Genomic DNA, 21,905 nt, shown 5'->3' with positions numbered 1-21,905 from the left:
TGAGATGAACGTACCCCAAGGGCAACTCAACGAAGATCCGGACATGTTCGACTACACCACATTCTCGCACGGCCTCTATATCGACGGACACTGGCGACCGTCTTCCGACGGTCGCCTCATTGAGGTGATCGATCCTTCCACGGAGGCCGTGATTGCGGCTGTCCCGGACGCCACGATTGCCGATGCCACCGCTGCCGTCGAGGCGGCTGCGAAGGCGGCTGCAAGCTGGCGCGCAACCGCGCCGCGCAAGCGTTCGGAAATCCTGCGGCGTTGTTTCGAATTGATGGTCGAACGGTCCGATACGCTGGCGGCGCTGATCTCGCTGGAGAACGGCAAGGCGCTGCGTGACGCGCGCGGCGAGGTCGCCTATGCGACTGAATTCTTCCGCTGGAATGCCGAGGAAGCGGTGCGCATCAGCGGCGAGTTCGGCCTGGCGCCGTCAGGCGCCAACCGGATCGTCGTCGATTATCATCCGATCGGCATCTGCGTGCTCATAACGCCCTGGAATTTCCCCGCCGCCATGGCGACACGCAAGATCGCGCCGGCGCTGGCCGCCGGCTGCACCGTCATTCTGAAGCCCGCCAGCGAGACGCCCCTGACCGCCTACGCGCTCGCCGCGCTGTACGAGGAGGCGGGTGTGCCTCCCGGCGTCGTCAATGTGCTCACCACTTCGAACCCCGGACCAGTGACCTCCGCCATGCTCGCCGACCCGCGCGTCCGGAAGCTATCCTTCACCGGTTCGACCGGCGTGGGTCGTGTTCTGCTGGCCGAAGCCGCCAAGCACGTCATCTCATGCTCGATGGAACTCGGCGGCAACGCCCCGTTCATCGTCTTCGATGACGCCGACCTGGACGCGGCCCTCGACGGCGCGATGGTCGCCAAGATGCGAAACGCCGGCGAGGCCTGCACGGCAGCCAACCGCATCTACGCGCAGGCCGGCATCCATGACGCGTTTGCCGAAGGTCTGCGCCAACGCATGGCCGCGCTCAAGCTCGGTTCAGGCACCGACCCGGACACCGAATGCGGTCCGATGATTACCAGGAAGGCCGTCGAGAAGATCGATCGGCTGGTCAAGGACGCGGTCGCCCGTGGGGCCAGGATCCTGTGCGGCGGCGCGGTCGCCGACGACAAGGGCTATTTCTATCCGCCGACCGTCCTTCGGGACGTGCCCGCGAATGCCGAGATGGCGCAGGAGGAGATATTCGGTCCGGTGGCCCCGATCAGCCGCTTCGAGAACGAGGACGAAGTCATCGCGCGCGCCAACGACACGGAATACGGCCTTGCCGCCTACATCTACACGCGTGATCTGGCCAGGGGCATGCACGTGGCATCGAAGATCGAAACGGGCATGGTCGCGCTCAATCGCGGCCTGATGTCGGATCCGGCGGCACCTTTCGGCGGCGTCAAGCAGAGCGGCCTTGGCCGCGAAGGCGGACAGAAGCACGGCATTGCCGAGTTCATGGAGGCGAAGTACATCGCCGTGACCATGTGAACGGGCAGCCCATGCAGAATGATCCTTTCCGCATCCGCGACCACGTCGCCGAGTTCGACGACATCGTCGCCGAGATCGTTCGTCGCAGCACGGAGGTGCGGGCAACCATGCCGATGGTTGCCGATATCCCCTATGGAGCGGATGCCACCGAGACCATCGACCTGTTCTTTCCGGAGGGCAAGCGCGACCGCCTGCCGGTCCATGTGTTCATCCATGGCGGCTACTGGCGCATGTTCTCCAAGCGCGACTATTCCTATGTCGCCGAGACGGTGACGCGCGCCGGCGCAATCGCGGTCATCGTCGATTATGCGCTGATGCCGGCTGTGAGGATGGCCACGATCGTCGACCAGGTGCGGCGCGCCAAAAGCTGGGTGCTCGACCATATCGGCGATCACGGCGGCGATACCGAGCGCCTGACCGTGAGCGGACATTCAGCCGGCGCCCAACTTGCGACGATGCTTTTCAATGACGACGGCCGGACTTCGACAATCAAAGGCGCGTTGCTGCTTGGCGGTCTCTACGACCTGAAGCCGCTTCAGACCTCCTTCCTTGCCGCCGAGATCGCGATAACGGACGAGGACGCAGCCAGGTTCTCGCCGCTCACCCGCCGTTTCGATCCGTCGGTGTCGGTCGAGATCGCTGTCGGCACCGATGAAACGCCGCCATTCCACAGCCAGGCCGAGGCGTTTACGCGGCATCTGAAGGAGCAGGGACTACAGGTCTCGCAGACCGCCCTTCCTGGAGCCAATCACATGAGCAGCGTTCTCGACCTCGGCTTGGCCGGCACCGAGGCGGCAACCATGCTGACAAACCTGGTTTCCGGCTGAGGCCATTGGCGTTCCGTCAAAAGCTGGCACTTTCAGCTGTCACCCGCGTCCCGAGCGCTTTACCTGTCTCCATCGGATCTGCTCTCACCGTGCGGGGTTGGAAACGATCGCTCATGCGATGCCAGCGCCAGCTGGCTGAGCATGACGAATTGACGGACATCCACCGGCCGCGCAACGAGGTCGTCGAGCTTCCCGAACAGCGGCATCAGATGTGGCATGGAGAGGTGCCTGTCGAGATCGTCCTTCGAACGCCAGTTCTCGTAAAACATGAATACGCAGGGGTCAGCCGGGTCGACATGGAAGTCGTAGTTGATGCAGCCCTCCTCGGCACGTGTCGGTTCGACGAGGCCCGACAGGATTCTTTGCAGTTCATCGCGGGTTTCGGGTTTGGCAACCACGGTGCCGATGACCGTATAGGGAACCGTCATCTCATTTCCTCCCCTGGCTGAGTGCAACGGCAAGGATGATGATGGCGCCGCGCGCAATTAGCTGCTGGCTGAACTCCAACCCCATCAGAATCAGGCCGTTATTGATGAGGCCGATCATCAGCGCGCCGACAATTGTCCCGATCACCGTGCCGGAGCCGCCGAACAGGCTGGTGCCGCCAAGCACCGCCGCGGCTATCACCGACAGTTCGTCGCCTTGGCCGAGTTGGAAGCGCCCCGATTGCAGCCGGCCGGCGTAAAGCATTCCGGCCAGCGCCGCCGCCATGGCCGAGATGGTAAGCACGCGGAACTTGACCGACTTGGTGTCGATGCCGGAATAACGCGCCGCGATCTCGCCGCCGCCGGTGGCCAGCACGCGGCGGCCAAAGCTCGTTCGCCTCAAAACGACGTGGCCGACGGCTCCCAGCACCAGCATCCAGATCAGCAGCACCGGCACCGGCCCGACATTGCCGCCGCCGAAGATCCAGGAGTAGCTCTTCGAGATGATCGGCACCGCAGCCGTATCGCTGATCCACATTGCGGTGCCGGTAGCGATGCCCATCATAGCCAACGTGGTAAGGAAGGATGGAATTCCGACCCGCGTCGTCAACAGGCCGTTGAAGGTGCCGACGACGGCGCCTGTGGCGAGCCCCGCCATCACACCGGTGATCGGTCCGCCGGCGTCGATCGCCATCGCCGTCGTCACCGAGGCGAGACCCGCGACGGCACCAACGGACAGGTCGATCTCGCCTGCCGACAGAACATAGGTCATGGCGATCGCCATCACCGCGATCATCGCCGTCTGCCGCACGATGTTGAGCAGGTTGTTGAGGTTGAGGAAGCCCTTGTCGAACAACGTTATCGCGAAAATGATGAAGATGACGACGAAACCGATGTAGATGATGTTCTGCCGCCAGTTGGTGAGCCCAAGCCTCGCTGCCAGCGAGGACTGGGACGCGGCAGCCTGACTAGTGGACATGTATTCCTCCCTGGCTCTTGCTCAGCGCTTTCTGGATGACGATCTGCAGCTTGCGCTCGGCCGCCTGGAGTCGCGCAACCGGATCGTTCTTTGGCGCCGAGGGATCGTCGAGATCGGCGCGGCTGACATCGTTCACGACGCGCCCCTCGGAGACGACGATGATACGGTCGCAGGCCGACAGCATCTCGGACAGCTCCGACGAGATCATGATGATTGCCTTGCCGGCGTTGGCGAGCTGGCGAACCAGCAGGATGATTTCCGACTTCGAACCGATATCGATGCCGGAGGTCGGCTCGTCGAGGACCAGGATCTCCGGATTCCTCGAAAGCCATTTGCCGATGACGACCTTCTGCTGGTTGCCGCCCGAAAGTGTGCGCACCGGGCTGTCGCGCGATGCAGTCTTGATCCGCAGCTGGGCGATCTGGCGATCAGTCAGCTCGCGCATCTTTTTCGTCGACACAAAGGCCTTGCTGCTCAACTGGCCGAGCACGGCGAGCGTCATGTTGGAGGCGACCGAATGCTCCGCGATGACGCCCTGCCGTAGCCGATCCTCCGGCACCAGCGCCACACCGGCCTCGATGGCGTCACTTGGTCTGGCGATCGCCACCGGCTCGCCGGCAATGCGGATCTCGCCTTCGACGATCGGATCTATGCCGGCGATGACGCGCGCGATCGCCGACCGCCCGGAGCCCAGCAGCCCGGCTAGGCCGACCACTTCGCCGCTGTGGACGACGAAGCTGACGTTCTTCGGTTTCTCCACCCCTGAAACACCGTCGAGCTCAAGCAGCGGCGCCCCGACATTCGATTCGCCGCGTACCACGTCGGACAGACCGCGCGAGCGTTTGCCGACAATATGCTCAATCATCGTTTCGATCGGCAGTTCCGACATCGGCGCGGTGATGACGTTGCGGCCATCGCGCAAGATCGTGGCGCGGTCGGCGATGCGGGCTATCTCGTCCATGCGGTGCGAGACATAGATGATGGCGACGCCTTCCGATCTCAGTTTGCGCAGGAAGGCAAACAGCCGCTCGACATCGGATACCGCCAGCGCCGTCGACGGTTCATCCAGGACTAGCACTTTCGCATTCTGCGAGATCGCCTTGACGATCTCCGTCAACTGCCGTTGGCCGGCGCCGAGATTGCCGACCGTCGCTTTCGGATCGACCTCGACCTGCAGCATGTCGAACAGGTCCTTGGCGCGCTTTTCGGCGGTGCGATCGTCGATCAGGCCGAACGCGACCTTGGCTTCGCGGGTCAGGAAAACATTCTGCGCCACGGTCAGCGTGGGGATGAGGCTCATTTCCTGGAAGATCATGGCGATGCCCGCCCGCCTTGAAGCTTCGGGCGAGATTTCGGCGAGTGGCTTGCCATCGACTAGAATGGTACCGGTGTCCGGCACATGAACGCCGCTCAACACTTTCAGGATGGTCGACTTACCGGCACCATTGCCACCGAGCAATGCGTGGATTTCGCCTTTCTCTACCCGCAGGTCGACATCGACCAGCGCCTTGACGCCGCCGAAGGATTTGGTGACGCCTTTCATTTCCACCGCATGAACAGGCGCCGCGATTGTCATGGTCGGACCTTGGTCCACTGGCCGGATTGGCCGGATTCGATCAGCGCGTCGGCCACCCGCTCGGTCTTGTAGCCATCCTCGAAATTGGGCAAGGGCTGCTTGCCCGAAACAATAGCCGAGAAGAAATCGAAACACTCCACGATCTTGGTTTCGGAATAGCCGATGCCGAGCGCCGGGATTGGCCACAGACCCGACCCATAGGGGTGCGCCGGACCGGAATAGACGGACCTGAAGCCGCGTGCATCCGCAGGATCATCGGCAAACATCACCTGCAATTCGTCGCGCCGTTCGTAGTTGAAAGCAATGGAGCCTTTGGTGCCGTGGATCTCGAAAGTGATGAAATTGTTGCGGCCATAGGCGTTGCGGGTCGCCTCCAGCGAACCGATCGCGCCGTCGGCGAATTTCAGCAGCGTCATCACCTCGTCGTCGACGTCGACCTCAGCCCGCTCGGTATCGGTATTCCTCTCTGCCGCGCCGAGCCTGTCGAGATTGCCGCGTTGGATCGGTCGCGTTTTGTTGTAGGTGCGCACCAACGCGCTGACCTCGGCGATCTCGCCGACCAGATAACGGGCAAGGTCGACGACATGGGTGCCGATGTCGCCGATCGAGCCGGACCCGGCGATCTTCTTCTGAAAGCGCCAGGACAGAGGCGAATCCGGATCGGCCGACCAGTCCTGCAGATAGGTGCCGCGGAAGTTGAGAATCTTACCGATGCGGCCTTCCTCTATGTACTGGCGGGCAAGCGCCACTGCCGGCGTGCGACGATAGTTGAAGGCAACCATGTGGATGACGCCGGCTTTGTTCACCGCGTCGAGCATGGTCTTTGCCTCGTCGCCGCCGCGCGCCAGCGGCTTTTCGCAGATGATGTGCTTGCCGGCTTCAGCGGCCGCGATCGCGATCGCGGCATGGCTGTCGTTCGGGGTGACGATGTCAATGACGTCGATGTCGGATCGCGTCACCACCGAACGCCAGTCAGCGGATGATTCCTCGAATCCGTAGCGACGGCGGCCTTCGTCGGCCAGTGTCTCGGTGATGTCGACCACCACCTTGCGCACGGGGATGGCGGGGGCGGGCCAGAAGAACATCGGCATCGTCGCATAAGCGAGCGCATGGGCTTTACCCATAAAGCCGCCGCCGATCATCGCCACGTTGAGCGTCTTGGTCATGATGGTCTCCTGTCGAATTGAGAAGAGGTGCGGCCGGCTGGGAGTGCGCCGGCCGCAGGGCGCGCTACATGCTGCCCTTGATCTTGTCGGTCGCCTCGGCGTGATAGACGGCTTTCCAACCCTCGAGCAGCGTGTCCTTGGTGACGGGCAGCGCCGGCAAGGCGACGAAGGCCGGAGCCTCCTTGCCGAGCAGACCGTAGCCTGCGAGCAGGGCTTCGGTGACGCCCTGGTCAAACGGACGCTGGGCGCCCAGGCCCTTCACGAAGCCCCCGCCCGCCATATTGATTGCGACGTTCTCGCCGAGGTCGCAGGTGGTGATGACAAGGTCGTCGCGACCAGCGGTGCGGGCCGCCGAGATGACGCCTTCGGCCGGCACGTCCCACACCGCCCAGATGCCGTTGATGGCAGGGTTGGAAGTGAGGATGGCCGATGCCGCCTTTTCGGCGTCGCCGGTGAAGTCCGGGCCGCCAATGCCTTGTTCGGCGACAATCTTGATATCGGGGTAGTTGTCGGCGATCGTCTTCTTGAAGCCATCATAACGCTGTTTGGTGACAAAGAAGTCGGCGGCGTGGAAGACCAGACCAATGTCGCCCTTGCCCCCCAGCGCCTTGGCCATCAGATGCGCTGCGGCGACGCCGTTGCCATAATTGTCGGCCGAGACTACGGAGACGTAATCCTTGCCCGCGACGAAGCCGGCCGGCACGTTGTCCATGAACACCAGCTTCACGCCCTTATCGGCAACTGCCCTGTACGCGGACGCCGTCGCCGACGGGTCGGTGGGGATCGAAACGATGATCTTGGGGTTCTGGGCCATCACAGTTTCGAGGTCGGCGACCTGCTTTTCCGGCTTGAATCCGGCATCGGTCGTGGCGATCACCTCGATGCCCATCTTGCCAAACTGGTCTTTGAGGCCGGCGATCTGCGCGCGTGACCAGTCATTGCCGCCATAGTGCATGACGATCGCCGCCGTCGCCTTCATGTCCTTGATCTTGGCCAGTTCCTCCTGCGTCAGATTGACGGACGCCGCCGACGCTGGAGCTTCGCCGTTCGGCCCCTTGGAGAGCACTGTCTTCTGCAGTTCGGCGAGTGCTGAATCGGGGTCGGCGAAAGCGGGAGCTGCGGTATAGAGGCTGGCGGCCAGCAATGCCGCCGTGAACGTCCCGGCTATTGTGTTGAAACGTGTCATTTGGGTCTCCTCCCTGATGACAGGCTTGGTACCTGTCGGTTCAACTCTGCTTCAAAGCGCTCTTCAGATATTTCATGCTGAGTTCCGCCCCTTGCTTGGGGTCTGGCCAGGCATCCAGCTCGGTTGCGATCCAGCCGGAAAATCCGGTGTCCTCGAGCGCCTGGATGATCGGCTCCATATCAAGGTCGCCGCGGTCGAGCGGCGTGAAGGCGAAGGGATCGCGCTGCCAGCCCTTCAAATGCACATAGCTGATGCGCTTGTTGAATTCGCGAATCTGCGCGGCCGGATCACCGCCAGCGGCTGCCAGATGCGCGGTGTCCGGACAGAAATCGATCGCGGTATGTTTGAAAATCTCGCGAACTTCGTCGGGACCTTCGACGATGGTCGACAGATGCGGGTGATAGTGCGCGCGCAAGCCCGCCTTGGCTGCGATGTCGATGACCTTGTCGAGCGCCGCGCCGAGGCGCTTGAAATCATCTGGCTGCCGGCCTTTGGCTCGCTTGGCGCCACCGCCGACGACCAGATGCTCGCCGCCGAGTTCGGCCACGGCAGCCGCTCCGCGTTCGATCCGCGCCAACTCCTCGCCAAGGATATCGTCGAAGATAAAGTTGGCACCGGAGTAGCCGGCCACGAGCACGACGCCGGACTGCTCCAAGGCAGCGCGCAGCGCGCCATTGCGTCCTTGATAGTCGAGGAGATTGCCGTCGAAGAGTTCTGTTCCGGTATATCCGGCCGATCCAATGTCGCGGATCGCCTGCTCCATGTCACCGAAGGTGCGATAGGTAAGCTGGGTGATCGAAGTGACGCCGACGGCGTTGCCACCGAGCGCACCCCAGCAATTGGCGTGATAGGCCAGTTTCACCGGCATCTCGTATCCTCCCTGCCTGTAGCCGATGCATCACCGCGCGCAGCGCGGGGCCGGCATCTTTGGCTGGAGAAGAATTCGGACAACGGACGTGCGACATCCTTCGCCTTCGCGAGGGCTGTCGACGTTAGGAGCCCTCCTCCGAGCCTGGCTGATACTTATGCCCGCCTTTCGCCGCTCGTCAATCATTAAAATGCAAAAGTCGGCATACTTTTGTTTGTAAAATACATAAGTTCCTGCTTGATCCGTAAATGAGGCCACGGTACCCATGGCTAACGGCGTGATGACCCTGAGCCGGCAGCGATAGAGATCGGGAGATGAGCCTCGGCAAGACTATGGACGAGCGCAGCGCCACAGACCCCGTACAGTCGGACCAACCGCGCCGCGCCGCCGGCCGGCCGCGTGCCAGCGAATCCGCGCATGGTAGCCTGGCCACGCTGCTCAACCTTATACGGACCGAGGCGGCAACGACCCGCCAGGAGCTAGAGAACCAGTCGGAACTGGGGCGCGCCGTCGTCACGGATCGTCTCGCCACGCTGCTTCGGCTAGGGCTGATAGAAGAAGGCGAACTCGGCCCGGCGATCGGCGGACGCGCACCACGCCATGTCCGCTTCCGGCCGCGCATTGGCATGATCCTGGCCGCCGTGCTCGATCATTCCTCGCTGGCAGTCGGTGTATCAGACCTGTCCGGCCGCCTGCTGGCCGAACATCACGAAGCGGTGGAACTGGCCGCAGGTCCCGAGCCGGTGGTCCAGCGGCTAGCAACGCTGTTTGCCTGGATGCTGGAAGAGCATGGCAGTGAGGCCAGCATCTGGGGCATCGGGCTGGCGGTGCCCGGAGCCGTTGAGAAATGCGATGATCAGCGGCTGTTCGCGCCGGCGCTGAATGCGTTCCAGAACTGGGATGGATTCCCTTTCGTCGAGCAGTTGGCCACGCTTGTCGGCGCGCCGGTATGGGTGCGAAGCGGCGTCCAGACGATGACGATGGGCGAACTGAAGTCCGGCAGCGGCCTCGCCGACATGATCTTCGTCAAGCTCGGCCGCTCGATCAGCGCCGGCGTGGTTTCGGAGGGAGCGTTGCACCGTGGCGCGCAGGGCGCTGCCGGCATGATCGGTCATACTTTCATCGAGGGCAGAAATCTCGAAGCTGTTGCCGGCAGCGAAGCGCTCGGACGCGAGGCCCGCCAGGCGGCCGAGAGCGGGAGCAGCCCCTATCTGGCCGAGATGCTTGCGCGCGCCGGCGAAGTGACGGTCACCGACGCTGGCCACGGCGCCCAATTGGGCGATCCGTTCTGTATCGACCTTCTCGGGCGTTGCGGCCGTGCGGTCGGCGAGGTACTGGCGCCATTGGCCAATCTGCTGAACCCGTCATTGATCGTACTCGGCGGCAGCGTGGCCCAGACCGGGGACATACTGTTGGCAGCCGTACGCGAGGCGGTCTATCGCCAGTCGCATCCGATCGTCACCCGCGACCTGCGCATCGTCCGTTCGCAGATGGGCGGCTCGGCCGGACTGGTCGGCGCCGCCCAAGTCGTTGCGGAAGCACTGTTCGATGCGAAATTTCTGCAGGGGTGGATTACGCTCGGTTCACCGCGTGAGCATCCGGAATTCAAGGATTTTCTCGCGCGGGCCGCACTCGGAACCAGCGCTCGCCCGGCAAAGCCACGGCCACCGGGAGGAGCGCTTGCATAGCATCGCCAAGTCGGCCGGGCCGCGTGAACCTGGGGAGGGTTGAGGAATGGCGATCACCGGCCTTGGGCCGCATGGCGAACGGGCGGTTCCAGCCGACCAGGTCGGGTTGTCGAATGCCGACGCCGATCTCGCCCGCAACCGGCGCTTCTCGGTCGCCATCGTTCTCCACACCACCAAGAGCGACTGGGCTAAGGAGGAATTGGCCGGGATCGTCACCACGCTTGGCCGCTACGGAGCGGCGGTGGTCGAGGTCGTCGACTGCGGCTTCGACATCGAGCGGCAAATTTCGGAACTGAAACGGCTGGCCGGCGAAGCCGTGGATGCGGTGGTCTCCATTCCAATCGGCAGCAACCGTGCCGCCGACGCGCATCGTGCAATATCGGCGGCCGGAAAGAAGCTGTTGCTGCTCGACAATGCCCCAACCGGCATGCTGCCCGGCAAGGATTACGTCAGCGTTGTTTCCAGCGACAATTTCGGTCTCGGTCAGATCGGCGCAGAACTCCTGGCGCCACATATACCACAGGGCGGAAAGGTCGGCGTTCTGGCCTATGGCATCGATTTCTTCGCGACGCATGAGCGCGAGATTGCTTTCCGAAAATGGATGGCTGCTCGACGTCCCGACCTGACGCTGGTTCGCGGCAAGTTTGCCGACGTGTCGCAAGCGAGAGCCGCGACCGCCGACTTGCTGCAGGCCAATCCGGAGCTCGCCGGACTGTTTGCCGTCTGGGACGTGCCGGCAATCGCTGCCGTCGCGGCGATCCGCGATGCGGGCAAGGCTATTCCGGTGACGACAGTCGACCTCGGCAACGACGTCGCCACGGACCTCGTTGGTGGAGGCCTGATCAAGGGCATCGCCGCGCAACTGCCTCACGATCAGGGCGTTGCTACGGGCATTGCCACAATTCTCGGCCTGCTCGAACGCCAGCCGCCGGCCTGGATCGCGCTTCCCGGGCTCAGTGTCACGGCCAGCAATGTAGTAGAAGCCTATCAAGTCGTCTGGCGCACACCAGCGCCCGCCGCCTTGCTAATGGCGCGCAAGCCACGAAACAGCCTGCCTTGACTGACAATGTCGTCTTCGCGAGGGACCGCGCGGCAAAGAGCAACGGCACGCTGATCACAAGCGGTCCGCGTCTCGTCGGCGCCATCATGGCGTCAAATGTTTGCCTGGGCATCCGCAAGCAGGAGCCCGAGCTTCAGGCGATCCTCAACAAGGCGCTCGGCGAGATGGCCGCGGACGGTACGCTCGCGCAGATGTCGAAGAAGTGGTTTGAAGTGGGCTTGAGCCCGAAGAGCTAAAACAATTCCAGGAAAAGTGTAGAGCGGTCTTCCCGGAAAAGCGTGTAGCGCTTTCCCTGGAGAATTGCATAAAAGTGATAGAGCGCTTCGTCATTTCCATCGAACGATGAACCGCTTTAGGATATCGAGCCGCGCGCCGCTCGGCGCCGCAGCTATTGCGAGGCGGACATTCGGCCGCAGGTTCTGCGAAAACTCAGCTGGATACGGCCGTGATCTGGGCGGCCTTGTCGGCGCGCAGCAGCATGCCGAAGAGGTCGCGTGGCTCATCCGGGTCCGCCAGCAGATCGAGCTCCTCGTAGAGGCCGGTGCGCTGAAGCTGGTCGCGGACGTAGCGCAGCGCGGAAAAGTCCTCGATCGCAAAGCCGACGGAATCGAACAAGGTGATCTGGCTGGCATCCCGGCGGCCGGCGGCCTTGCCGGTCATCACTTGCCACAACTCCGTCACGGGATGGTCCGGCTCGAGTTGCTGGACTTCACCCTCGATGCGCGACTGCGGCGGGTATTCGACGAATATGTCGGAGCGCAGCAGAATATCGCGATGCAATTCCGTCTTGCCGGGGCAATCGCCGCCGACGGCATTTATGTGCACGCCCGATCCGACCATGTTGTCCGTCAGGATGGTCGCGGAGCGTTTGTCGGCGGTGACCGTCGTGATGATGTGAGCCCCTTCCACCGCCTCCTGCGCCGAAGCGCAGATCGCGATGTCGAAACCGAACCCCGCAAGGTTTTTCGCGCACTTCAAGGATGCCGACCGATCGATGTCATAGAGGCGAAGCCTGTCGATGCCGAGCAGGGCCTTGAAGGCGATGGCCTGGAATTCCGACTGGGCGCCATTGCCGATGATTGCCATGCAGTCCGCCGCATTGGGAGCAAGGTATTTGGCCGCGACGGCCGACGTCGCCGCCGTGCGCAACGCGGTCAGGATGGTCATTTCCGAAAGCAGCATCGGATAGCCATTGCCGACATCGGCCATCACGCCGAACGCCGTCACGGTCTGGCGCCCGTCGCGCGTGTTTTTTGGATGACCGTTGACATACTTGAAGCCGTAGAGCTGTCCGTCGCTCGTAGGCATCAGTTCGATGACGCCGTCGATGCTGTGCGAAGCGATGCGCGGGGTCTTGTCGAACAATTCCCAGCGTCGGAAATCCTCTTCGATATAGGCAGCGAGATCGATGAGAAAGCGATCGATGCCGACGGCAAGAACCAGCTTCATCATGTGATCGACGCTGACGAAGGGCACGATGTTGAGTTGGGGGGTCACAGTTCAATAACTCCGTGTGGGACGGTCCATGATCCGCCGGCCCATCAGGCTCGCGGTCAGGTCCACGAGAAGGGTTGCGGTGCGGTTGCGTTCGTCGAGTGCGGGATTGAGCTCGACCAGGTCGAGGCTGGTGACGAGATGGCTGTCGTGCAACATCTCCATCACCAGATGAGCCTCGCGGAAGGTGGCGCCGCCCGGCACGGTGGTGCCGACGGCAGGCGCGATCGAAGGGTCGAGAAAATCGACATCGAGGCTGACATGCAGCATGCCGTTTTCGGCACTGACCCGCTCGAGAAAGGCGCGAAGCAGCGGGGCCATGCCGTATTCGTCAATCATGCGCATGTCGTGCACGGTGACGCCCGCCTTACGTAGCGCTTCGCGCTCCGCCGGATCGACGCTGCGGATGCCCAGTGTGCAGATACGGGCCGGATCCACGCAAGCCGCCAGGCTGGGGAAGTAGCCTTCGAAGCCGGGTTGCCCGCTGGCATAAGCCAGCGGCACGCCATGCAAATTCCCGCTGGTCGTGGTGTCGAGCGTGTGAAAATCAGGATGTGCGTCGAGCCACAGCACGAACAGCGGGCGGCCGGCTTCCGCCGCCCGGCGGGCGATACCGGCCAGCGTGCCGGCGGAAATGCTGTGGTCGCCACCAAGGAAGATCGGCATGGCGCCGGCGCTGGCTGCATAGGCCGCCTCGGTAATCGCCGCCGTCCATGCGACGATTTCCGGCAGCGCCTTCAAGGCGGCATTGCCGTGGCTGATCGGGCGCAGATCGGCAGAGGCGACGGTGCCAAGGTCGGCCAGCGTATGCCCGAGTTCAGTGAGCGCTGCCGCCAGGCCTGCGGTACGCAGCGCACTAGGCCCCATCTCGCAACCCATCCGGCCCGAGCCGACCTGGATCGGTGCCCCGACGATCGTACAATGCATCCGTATTTCCCCGCGCGTTTTCTAGGCCTCATTGGAGCGCGGATAACTGGCAGGATGAACATATCAAATTGGCAAATTTGTCGAAATGGGCTATCAAAATGGAATGATTTGATTGCATTCTGAGCCATGGATCAGCTTGACGAACAGCTCATCACGCTTTTGCGGCATGACGCGCGGCGCAGCATCTCGGACCTTGCCATGGATGTCAGCGTCTCGCGGGCAACGGTCAGGTCTCGCATAGAGCGCCTTGAAAAAGCCGGTGCGATCATCGGTTATACCGTCATCCTGCGAGCCGATGCCGTCGACCAGCGTGTACGCGGCATCATGATGGTGGAAATCGAAGGGCATGCCGCCGATCGTGTGATCCGCGCTCTTGGCGGCTTCTCGGAGGTTTCGACGATCCATACCACCAACGGCCGCTGGGACCTGGTGATAGAGCTGGGGACGCAGACACTGACCGAATTCGACGCCGTGCTGCGGCGCATCCGCCTGATCCCCGGCATCACCGGCAGCGAGACCAGCCTGTTGTTGGCGACACCCCGGAGCACCAAGGCGCGGCTTTGATCGCTGTCTGCGAATAGCCTAGCTGGCCAAACCGGCAGTGCTGCTCCTGCACCGTTGTGCGGCGCAACCCTAAATGAGCTCGGACTTGGCCAACCTGTGGCAACCTCCAGCGGGGGCGGACCTTGCTGAGAAGAACAGAGCTGCGTGAGCGGCGAGATCTGTCATCGACCCGCGTCACGCGACACCGATTGAGCGAACGCGTCAAGTCGCGCAAGTCTGCCCCGTCCTAGTGTTGGTGGCCTTCCGGCTCAACCATCTTGAACGGCAGGACCTGTTGCTTGCCCTTAGAGGTCAGGATCAGCCTCGCCTCGAACTCGTGCGGCTCGGCGGGGGCGACGCTGCTTTCACGGCGGTGGTGATTGCCGGCGACAGGCCCGAGCGAAAGCGTCTCGGGACCTTCGGACCGGTCGATGATCACGGTCGCCCCCAGATCGTCGGCATGGCTGTCGATGGTGAGACGCAAGCGCTCGCCAGCGGGCGTATCGACGATTTCGAGCGTTCCCGTTGCCAGGTCGCTGACGACCTTGAAAGGCTCCGGCGCATGATCGGCGTGGGCCGAACCGCCCGCCACGGATCCGCCTTCGCCTTCCAGACGGATGTTCGCCTCCGAGAGCGCCGGCAGGTGGTCGAACAGCTCCCCTCTCAAAGCCTCCGCGATGCCGACCACATCCTTTGCGCTCGCTGTCTCGGCCACCTTGATGGCGATATCCGCATGCAGCCTGTGGCCGATCCAGCGCGCCCGCACCTGGGCGACCCGTTGGATGCCCCTCACATGTTCAGCCGCATGATGGATTTCCTCGACGATGCCCGGCTCGACGCCATCCAGCATGCGTGTCAGCACCGCCTTTGAGGACTGCCAGACGATGGCGAGGATAGCCACAGTGATCAAAAGGCCGATGATCGGGTCCGCGAGCGGGAAGCCTAGCCAGACGCCGGCCGCGCCAAGCACCACCGCAAGGCTGGTGAAGCCATCGGTGCGGGCGTGATAGCCGTCGGCGATCAGGGCCGCGCTGTTTATCTCGCGGCCGACGCGGATGCGGAATACCGCGACAGCCTCATTGCCCAGGAAACCGACGAGGCCGGCGGCGGCAACCCAGCCGAGGAAGCTGATGGCTTGGGGATGGATCAACCTGTCGATCGCCTCATAGCCGGCGACGATGGCACTGAAGAGGATAATCAGGACGATGATGATGCCGGCCAGGTCCTCGACCCGGCCAAGGCCGTAGGTGAAGGTCTTGCTGGGCTTGCGCCGCGCCAGCATGAAGGCGATCCACAGCGGGATGGCGGTGACCGCGTCGCCGACATTGTGGATGGTGTCGGCAAGCAGCGCCACGCTGCCCGAGAGGAATACGATGACCAGTTGCAGCACCGCTGTGAGGGCTAGCAGCACGAACGACCATTTGATCGCCCAGATGCCGCGTGTGGTCGTCGCGATTGTGGGATCGACCACGCCATGCGTGTGGCCGTGTCCGCCCTCGCCATGGTCATGGCCATGCCCGCCGAAGCCTTGAGCTGCCGGGCCGAAGCCGAACCAGCCGCGAATGCCGTCCATCATGGAGCGTGTCTCACAAGTATTTGGTGATGTCCTTGAATTCATCGATCGAGCGGCGCTGCTCACGCGGCAGCGGCCCTACGACATCTTCCAGGCAGTGGTTTAGGTGATCCTGGATGAGCGTCTTCTTGGCCTGGGAAACAGCCCTTTCGACCGCATGAAGCTGCTGGGCAATGTCAAGGCAAGGCCGGCCTGCTTCGATCATCTCAATAACGCCCCTCAGATGACCGTCGGCCCGCTTCAGCCGTTTGACGATGTCGGGATGGGTCTCGTGAATGTGGGGACGCTCTTTCATTCTGAATGTGCTATCCCCCCGGAGGGGATATTGTCAATTCGGGATGCTCGATTCCCCGCAGCGTCCCGAACGCTACTTTCGACGGTTGCATGGCTGGTTCTGGCGATCGCGGCGCCAGCGACATCGCCCTGACGCTGCGCACCACTGTTAAAATGCACCGACGCGATGACGTAGCGCGGTGCCCCTAAATGTGATCATGCCGCATCGACTGCGGGCGCACTCAAAACCCCGTGCGGCAAAGGTTTTCAAGATCCGCCTTTGCTATTCCCTCGAGGCCGAGCGCAGGAAGAATATCGTTATCTCCCCTGAGATCGCGACCGTAAGCCGCCGATAATATCGAAACTCCAGACTCGTGGAGCGTCGCCGGTTTCTCGGTGATCTTACCCAACAATACGGTCGGCAGCAGTCCGAACGGAACATCCTCGAGAATGTAGCGGCTTTCGATTGTTGTCGGACCAAAGCCGCCACGGCCTTGACGATCCATCTCCTGGTTCATCTCCGAAACGGTTCCCTTCGGAACATGAAACGACAATGAAAAATGCTCCTGGACGGTGCGAACCGCGATACCAAAATGGGCCGCGATGGCTAGCCGTTCGGCATCCAGAGCCTCGATAAGGCGGCCAGCGGCAGGGGTGACGTTTCCCCCCTGGCTCCATTGCTCGGCTTTTTCCATGCGTGTCAGGTTGAGGAGGGCAATTCCCAAGTGGTTTTGCGGATTGAGGTTGCTGAGCGCGATCGCAAGCATGCCGTCGCGCTTGACGAAACGATCACCAAATAGGCTCGTGCAAAATCCGTATCCTTCATCCTGAGCTTTGAAAGGCAGCGTCGCGACGTCAAGCTTCTGGCGAATGGTGGTGACATGGACCTCGGTTGGCCCGAGTTGCCGCCCGGTCAACAGTGTTGTGCCCCAAAGAACGATCGGCAAGCTGACCTTGCGCTCCGCCAACCGCTTGGAGAGATACAGTGCCCCGAACGAACAATGCGAACTGATGATGACCGGAATTCCATCGATCAGATGGGGGGCGGCAGCATCCATCACCATCCTGTGGCCGTAAGCCGGAAGTGCAATCACCACCACGTCCGCGTTGGCGATGGCATCCTTGCAATCCTTGGCGATGCGCACGGGTACCGTCGCCGCGATATCCCCCGTCGCTTTCAACAATTCGCCGGTAGCCAACGCCCTGGTGCGCTGTCCCGACGGTGACCAAAGCATTGGCGAATGCCCCGATCCTGCCAAATAGGCGGCAAGGCCATAAGCAATTGCTCCGGCGCCCAGAATACTCACGCGCATAACATTCCTCCTGTCGCAGGCGTTGTGGTTCGAGAATCCTTGCGCCGTCACCTGAATTTTTTCTTCAGGAGGTTTCGCAAGCTGGAGCCGCGTCTGACGTCGCTGTCCGCCTCCGATCCGGATTCTGGCGCTGAGGCCGGCATATGCACAAAGCCCGTAACGAACATTCGTTTCCGCTTGACATATATCAAAAACGAATGAGACGATGTCAATCATACGGATTACGCATGTAGGAGAAACATGGAAACCCGGGACCTTCAGACCTTCCTTGCGGTTGCTGCCAGCGGCAGTATCACCAGGGCGGCTGACATGCTCGGGCGTTCCCAGCCTGCGGTGACGCGCACCATTCAGGAGCTCGAGGCCGAACTTGGCTTCGAATTGCTGCATCGGATCGGTCGACGGGTGCAGTTGTCTGAAGAAGGAGTCGCGTTCGAGGAGGAAGCACGACGCCTGCTGATGTCCTTCACCGAACTCGCAGCGCGGGCCAAGATGATCGCCGCCGGCAGAGGGCGAATCCTGCAGATCGTCACCACCTCCGCGATCGGCACCGGCTTGATCCCTACGGCCTTGGCTGAACTCCAAGGTGCCGAGCTTCCGCACGAGACGCATCTCGGGCAGTTCCTTCCCTCGACCGTCGCTCAGGAAGTGCGCAGCGGACGTGCCGAGGTCGGGTTTTCAAGCCTGCCGCTCGATACGCCCGGTCTGGATGTCCTGCGGCTCTATTCGGCGCCTGATGTTGCTGCCGTGCGGGAGGATGATCCGCTGGCCGAACTAGATGTCATACCGCTTTCCGCTTTTGCCGGCCGCCGCGTCGCCACGTTGCTCAACCCGCTGCGTTTCCAGTTGCATGTCTCCAAGGCGTTGGCGGCCAGGGGCATCGACACCGGGCCAGTAATCCGCACGAATACCGCCTATGGCGCGTTGCAGATCGTACGCCGGACTGGTGTTGCGGCTGTCATCGATCCCCTCACCGCCTATGGCGTGGGCTTGCCTGGGGTCGTCATCCGCCCGATCGACGTAACCGTCCTCTTTTATTGGGGTGTTGTGGCTGCCGAAAAACGCCCCCTTCGTCCAGTCGCGCAGGCGTTGGTGGATGCGGTCGAGGCGGTGGCTGAACGGTCGATCGTTGGCTTCAAGAAACTCGATCCGACCCTGGCCGGCCAATTGGTGACCGATCCTGCCTCCGGCACAAATCACGGAACGGGAATATGAAGCACACCCCCAGTTCGCTCCCCCTGAGAGGTCTAGCCGCGCTTGAAGCACAACTTGCTCAGGACCTCGATTTTCTCGAACTGCCTGCCAAGCCATGGGTTCCCGCACGTTCGCGCGATGGCGTGCCGGTCCGTGACGTCGTTGTGATCGGCGCCGGCATGTGCGGACTTGCTGCCACCGCAAAGCTGGTGCTGACGGGGATAACCAATGTCGTCGCCTATGACGCGGCTCCGGCCGGCTTCGAAGGGCCATGGATAACGTTTGCCCGCATGCAAACGCTCCGGTCGCCGAAAACGCTGCACGGTCCGTCGCTCGGCCTGCCGCAGCTGACATTCCGCGCCTGGTTCACGGCACAATGGGGCGTTGAGGCATGGCGGTCGCTGGACAAAATCCCCAAAGGCCAGTGGATGGACTACCTGGTCTGGTACCGGAACGTGCTTGGTCTGCCAGTACGCAACAGCGTGCGCATGACAGGCGTTGCAGCCGTTGGCGATCTGATTGCGATCGATGTCGAGGGCGCGGAAACCGGCCGGGTTCTCACCCGTCGTCTCGTTCTAGCCACCGGTCGGTCCGGTCTCGGCGGTTTTGCCGTGCCCGATTTCCTCAGGGGCATCGATCGCTCCTATTGGGCCCATTCTGCCGACGACATCGATTTTGATGCACTGAAGGGCAAGCGTGTTGCGGTTATCGGCGCCGGCGCCTCTTCGATGGACAATGCCGCGACGGCGCTCGAGGCGGGCGCCGGTTCAGTCGACATGTTGATCCGGCGCAAGGAAATGCCGCGGATCAACAAGCTGACCGGGATCGGCAGCCAGGGTGTCATCCTCGGCATGTATCATTTGCCCGATTCCTGGAAGTGGAGATTCTTCGACTACACCGCCTCGACCCAGACGCCGCCGCCGCGTTCATCGACGCTTCGCGTGTCTCGTCATGCGAATGCCCGCTTCTTTCTCGACTGTGGTGTGGTCGCGGTGAAGGAAGATGCCGGAGGCCTTCTGGTCGGAACCACGCAAGGGCCGATGCGCTACGATTTCATGATAGCTGCGACCGGCTTTTCAAATGACTTCAGTGGTCGCCCGGAATTCGCTGCCCTCGCCCCACACATTCGCACCTGGTCGGATGGTCGATATACGCCGGACATGGGGCCGCCGCGCGCAGGCATGTTGGAGGCACCGGATCTCGGCCCCGCCTTCGAATTCCGCGAGCGCGTCCCCGGTTCCTGCCCGATGCTGGCGCATGTCCACTGCTTCAACGACGCCGCCATGCTGACCCATGGTAAGGTCTCCGGCGATATCCCGGCCGTCAGCGCCGGTGCCGACCGTCTGGTCCGCGGCATTGCCGCGTCGCTGTTCGCCGAAGACGTCGAAACCCACTTCGCCAATCTGATCGCCTATGACACCCCGGAACTTCTGGGCGACGAATGGGTCGATTCAACACCCTTGTTGCATAAGGAGGCCGCACTGTGATCGACGCAATGGACAAGGCTGCGGGTCTTTCACCGGACGATGCCCTTTTCGCTGCACGGCGGTTTCGGCCCGAATTCGTGCGAGGGGCTGAGGAATGTCGCCTCTCCGTCCTGCAGCCGGCAAACGATCAGGGGCTGGCACCGAATTTGCGGGTCGCTCTGGCCCGTCGCATGGCAGCTCTGAACGCCGATCCCGTCCTGATGGCCGAATATGATGTACAACTGGCTCAGCTTGGTCCCACGGAGCAGCTTCTGTCCTTGGCCTGGGGGGAAACGGGTTTGAACGAACCCCTGGCGACCATCGCCCGACATGTTGACCTGATCACCCTGACGCCGAAAAAGGCGGAGGCGAGCCACATTGCCCTGCTCGCCCAAGCCGGATTGAACAATCCCCAGATCGTTGCGCTCTCTGAATTGATTGCCTTCATCAACTTCCAGACTCGGGTCGCAACCGGCTTGCGATTGATGAGGCGGGCATGATTTCCTCGGTGCGCCTGAAGCCGCTGAATTGGCATCCCTATATCGCACCGGTCGAGCTATCGGAGGCAACGCCGGAACAGCTCGAAGCGATGAAGGTTACGCCGTCGGCCAAGAAAGTTTCGGAATATGTGCGCACCCTTGTGCATGATCCCGAGAGCTATCTTGCCCGCACGGTGTTGTTCAACGCGATCATGTACGTCGAGGGCGGGCTTGCCCGTCCCGACCGCGAGCTTGGCGCACTGGGTGCCTCGATCGTCAATGGCTGCAAATTCTGTGCCGTCGTTCACGCCCGCCGGCATGCAGAGCTGACCAAGAGCGATGAAGTGGTCACGGCGCTGTATCTCGACAAACCTGAAAAGCTTGGGTCGCGCGATGCGGCAATCTACAACTTTGCCCGCCGCCTGTCGGCGGCGCCGTCGGAAGCGACGGCAGACGACGTCGCCTCGCTGCGATCAGTCGGCATGAATGATGCCGAGATCATCGACCTCGTCCACGCCATAGCGATCTTCGGCTGGGCAAACCGGCTGATGCACGTCCTGGGCCATGCGGAGAGCGGGTGATGACGTTGCATCCGGTCAAGCCAGTCCGTCCCACACTTCCCGAAGGGCCAACCAGCAATGCTTGAACTCAAAGATATAAAGCTGTCTTACGGAAGCACGCAGGTCCTGAACGGCGTCAATCTCTCGGTAAAGCGGGGTGACGTGGTGTCGATCATCGGCCCCAGTGGCACCGGCAAGACCACGCTGCTGAAATGCATCAACTATCTGGCCAAGCCGTCGTCAGGAACCATCGCGTTCGATCAGATTCGGATGGACTACCAGCGTGCCGACAAGGCCGCTGTCCAGGCGATCCGGTTGAGGACGGCGATGGTCTTTCAGCAGTTCAACGTCTTCAAGAACATGACGGTCCTCCAGAACGTGATGGATCCGCTCGTTGTGGTGCAGCGCAAATCCAGGGAAGAGGCGCGGGAAATCGCGCTCAGAGAGCTCGATCGGGTCGGTCTCTCGTCGAAGCGAGACAGCTATCCATCCCAGCTCTCGGGCGGCCAGCTCCAGCGCACCGGCATCGCACGCGCGCTGGCGGTGCGTCCTGACGTCATCCTCTTCGATGAGCCTACGTCATCGCTGGACCCTGAACTTGTCGGTGAAGTTTTGAAGGTGATCAAGGATGTCACGTCGTCAGGGATCACGTCGCTGCTTGTGACCCACGAGATGCAATTCGCAAAGAACATCTCGAACCGGATCGTTTTCATGGACCGTGGCGTGGTTGCCGCCGACGGCAGTCCGGCTGAAATCTTCGACGCGCCTTCCAGTCCACGACTGGCTCAATTCCTGCAGTCGGAACTCGCTTTTCAATAG

At 62.2% G+C, this 21,905-nt stretch carries 22 protein-coding genes; 11 read left to right on the top strand and 11 right to left on the bottom strand.

The window, feature by feature from the left end; all coding sequences use genetic code 11:
* Positions 1–4 precede the first annotated feature (4 nt).
* Both FJ979_RS26540 and FJ979_RS26535 read left to right on the top strand, forming a co-directional pair.
* Positions 5–1,492 (top strand): NAD-dependent succinate-semialdehyde dehydrogenase, encoded by a 1,488-nt coding sequence (locus FJ979_RS26540; RefSeq protein WP_140584265.1) that lies wholly within the window; start codon positions 5–7, stop codon positions 1,490–1,492.
* 11 nt (positions 1,493–1,503) lie between these two features.
* Positions 1,504–2,319, top strand: a complete 816-nt coding sequence (locus tag FJ979_RS26535) for an alpha/beta hydrolase (protein ID WP_140517373.1) — start codon at positions 1,504–1,506, stop codon at positions 2,317–2,319.
* Positions 2,320–2,378: 59 nt separating this feature from the next.
* Here the strand turns inward: FJ979_RS26535 and FJ979_RS26530 are convergent, their stop codons facing one another.
* The 6 genes from FJ979_RS26530 to FJ979_RS26505 form a co-directional block, all read right to left on the bottom strand.
* Positions 2,379–2,747, bottom strand: coding sequence for a putative quinol monooxygenase (locus FJ979_RS26530; RefSeq protein WP_140517375.1), 369 nt, complete (start codon positions 2,745–2,747; stop codon positions 2,379–2,381).
* Between the two features lies 1 nt (position 2,748).
* On the bottom strand, positions 2,749–3,723 hold the full coding sequence (locus tag FJ979_RS26525; RefSeq protein WP_140499306.1) for an ABC transporter permease: 975 nt from the start codon (positions 3,721–3,723) through the stop codon (positions 2,749–2,751).
* Positions 3,713–5,266, bottom strand: a complete 1,554-nt coding sequence (locus FJ979_RS26520) for a sugar ABC transporter ATP-binding protein (protein ID WP_224684839.1) — start codon at positions 5,264–5,266, stop codon at positions 3,713–3,715. Before FJ979_RS26520 ends, FJ979_RS26525 begins: the two co-directional genes overlap by 11 nt.
* Positions 5,267–5,295: 29 nt before the next feature.
* On the bottom strand, positions 5,296–6,465 hold the full coding sequence (locus FJ979_RS26515; protein WP_140499308.1) for a Gfo/Idh/MocA family oxidoreductase: 1,170 nt from the start codon (positions 6,463–6,465) through the stop codon (positions 5,296–5,298).
* 64 nt (positions 6,466–6,529) lie between these two features.
* A complete protein-coding gene (locus FJ979_RS26510; RefSeq protein WP_140499310.1) occupies positions 6,530–7,651 on the bottom strand; it encodes a substrate-binding domain-containing protein in 1,122 nt (373 codons plus the stop codon).
* A 40-nt stretch (positions 7,652–7,691) separates the two neighbouring features.
* Positions 7,692–8,519 (bottom strand): sugar phosphate isomerase/epimerase family protein, encoded by an 828-nt coding sequence (locus FJ979_RS26505; RefSeq protein ID WP_140584264.1) that lies wholly within the window; start codon positions 8,517–8,519, stop codon positions 7,692–7,694.
* Between the two features lie 314 nt (positions 8,520–8,833).
* On the opposite strand from FJ979_RS26505, the gene FJ979_RS26500 reads away from it, so the two are divergent.
* Genes FJ979_RS26500 through FJ979_RS26490 form a run of 3 tightly spaced genes read left to right on the top strand, consistent with a single transcriptional unit; the run spans position 8,834 to position 11,503 of the window.
* Positions 8,834–10,207 carry an ROK family protein gene (locus FJ979_RS26500; RefSeq protein WP_224519041.1) on the top strand — a complete coding sequence of 458 codons (1,374 nt, stop codon included), beginning with the start codon at positions 8,834–8,836 and terminating at the stop codon, positions 10,205–10,207.
* A 46-nt stretch (positions 10,208–10,253) separates the two neighbouring features.
* A complete protein-coding gene (locus FJ979_RS26495) occupies positions 10,254–11,267 on the top strand; it encodes a substrate-binding domain-containing protein (protein ID WP_140499314.1) in 1,014 nt (337 codons plus the stop codon).
* Positions 11,264–11,503, top strand: coding sequence for a transporter substrate-binding domain-containing protein (locus tag FJ979_RS26490; RefSeq protein WP_181167255.1), 240 nt, complete (start codon positions 11,264–11,266; stop codon positions 11,501–11,503). Before FJ979_RS26495 ends, FJ979_RS26490 begins: the two co-directional genes overlap by 4 nt.
* Before the next feature lie 193 nt (positions 11,504–11,696).
* Here the strand turns inward: FJ979_RS26490 and FJ979_RS26485 are convergent, their stop codons facing one another.
* Entirely contained in the window at positions 11,697–12,764 is a 1,068-nt protein-coding gene (locus FJ979_RS26485; protein WP_140584263.1) for an ornithine cyclodeaminase, read from the bottom strand.
* Positions 12,765–12,767: 3 nt separating this feature from the next.
* Positions 12,768–13,688 (bottom strand): arginase, encoded by a 921-nt coding sequence (gene rocF, locus FJ979_RS26480; protein ID WP_140499318.1) that lies wholly within the window; start codon positions 13,686–13,688, stop codon positions 12,768–12,770.
* 126 nt (positions 13,689–13,814) lie between these two features.
* Here rocF and FJ979_RS26475 point away from each other — a divergent pair, with 126 nt between their 5' ends.
* Complete coding sequence (locus FJ979_RS26475) at positions 13,815–14,252, top strand: Lrp/AsnC family transcriptional regulator (RefSeq protein WP_140499320.1); 438 nt, start codon at positions 13,815–13,817, stop codon at positions 14,250–14,252.
* Positions 14,253–14,478: 226 nt separating this feature from the next.
* Here FJ979_RS26475 and FJ979_RS26470 read toward each other — a convergent pair whose 3' ends face one another.
* The 3 genes from FJ979_RS26470 to FJ979_RS26460 all read right to left on the bottom strand — a co-directional run bounded on the left by FJ979_RS26470 (position 14,479) and on the right by FJ979_RS26460 (position 17,390).
* A complete protein-coding gene (locus FJ979_RS26470) occupies positions 14,479–15,807 on the bottom strand; it encodes a cation diffusion facilitator family transporter (protein ID WP_140584262.1) in 1,329 nt (442 codons plus the stop codon).
* Positions 15,808–15,817: 10 nt separating this feature from the next.
* Positions 15,818–16,099, bottom strand: coding sequence for a metal-sensing transcriptional repressor (locus FJ979_RS26465; protein WP_140499324.1), 282 nt, complete (start codon positions 16,097–16,099; stop codon positions 15,818–15,820).
* 220 nt (positions 16,100–16,319) lie between these two features.
* Complete coding sequence (locus FJ979_RS26460) at positions 16,320–17,390, bottom strand: NAD/NADP-dependent octopine/nopaline dehydrogenase family protein (RefSeq protein ID WP_140556244.1); 1,071 nt, start codon at positions 17,388–17,390, stop codon at positions 16,320–16,322.
* 240 nt (positions 17,391–17,630) lie between these two features.
* Here FJ979_RS26460 and FJ979_RS26455 point away from each other — a divergent pair, with 240 nt between their 5' ends.
* The 5 genes from FJ979_RS26455 to FJ979_RS26435 are packed head-to-tail and all read left to right on the top strand — an operon-like array spanning position 17,631 to position 21,905.
* A complete protein-coding gene (locus FJ979_RS26455) occupies positions 17,631–18,602 on the top strand; it encodes a LysR family transcriptional regulator (protein ID WP_140552093.1) in 972 nt (323 codons plus the stop codon).
* Complete coding sequence (locus tag FJ979_RS26450; RefSeq protein WP_140584261.1) at positions 18,599–20,068, top strand: NAD(P)/FAD-dependent oxidoreductase; 1,470 nt, start codon at positions 18,599–18,601, stop codon at positions 20,066–20,068. The genes FJ979_RS26455 and FJ979_RS26450 overlap by 4 nt, the downstream gene beginning before the upstream one ends.
* Positions 20,065–20,547, top strand: a complete 483-nt coding sequence (locus tag FJ979_RS26445; RefSeq protein WP_140517385.1) for a hypothetical protein — start codon at positions 20,065–20,067, stop codon at positions 20,545–20,547. The genes FJ979_RS26450 and FJ979_RS26445 overlap by 4 nt, the downstream gene beginning before the upstream one ends.
* Positions 20,544–21,107 carry a peroxidase-related enzyme gene (locus FJ979_RS26440; protein ID WP_140517387.1) on the top strand — a complete coding sequence of 188 codons (564 nt, stop codon included), beginning with the start codon at positions 20,544–20,546 and terminating at the stop codon, positions 21,105–21,107. The genes FJ979_RS26445 and FJ979_RS26440 overlap by 4 nt, the downstream gene beginning before the upstream one ends.
* A 57-nt stretch (positions 21,108–21,164) precedes the next feature.
* Entirely contained in the window at positions 21,165–21,905 is a 741-nt protein-coding gene (locus FJ979_RS26435; RefSeq protein WP_140521338.1) for an amino acid ABC transporter ATP-binding protein, read from the top strand.

It is taken from the genome of Mesorhizobium sp. B1-1-6 (genome assembly GCF_006443035.1).
In the GTDB taxonomy this organism is placed as follows: domain Bacteria; phylum Pseudomonadota; class Alphaproteobacteria; order Rhizobiales; family Rhizobiaceae; genus Mesorhizobium.
This window is presented reverse-complemented; position numbering and strand designations above follow the sequence as displayed.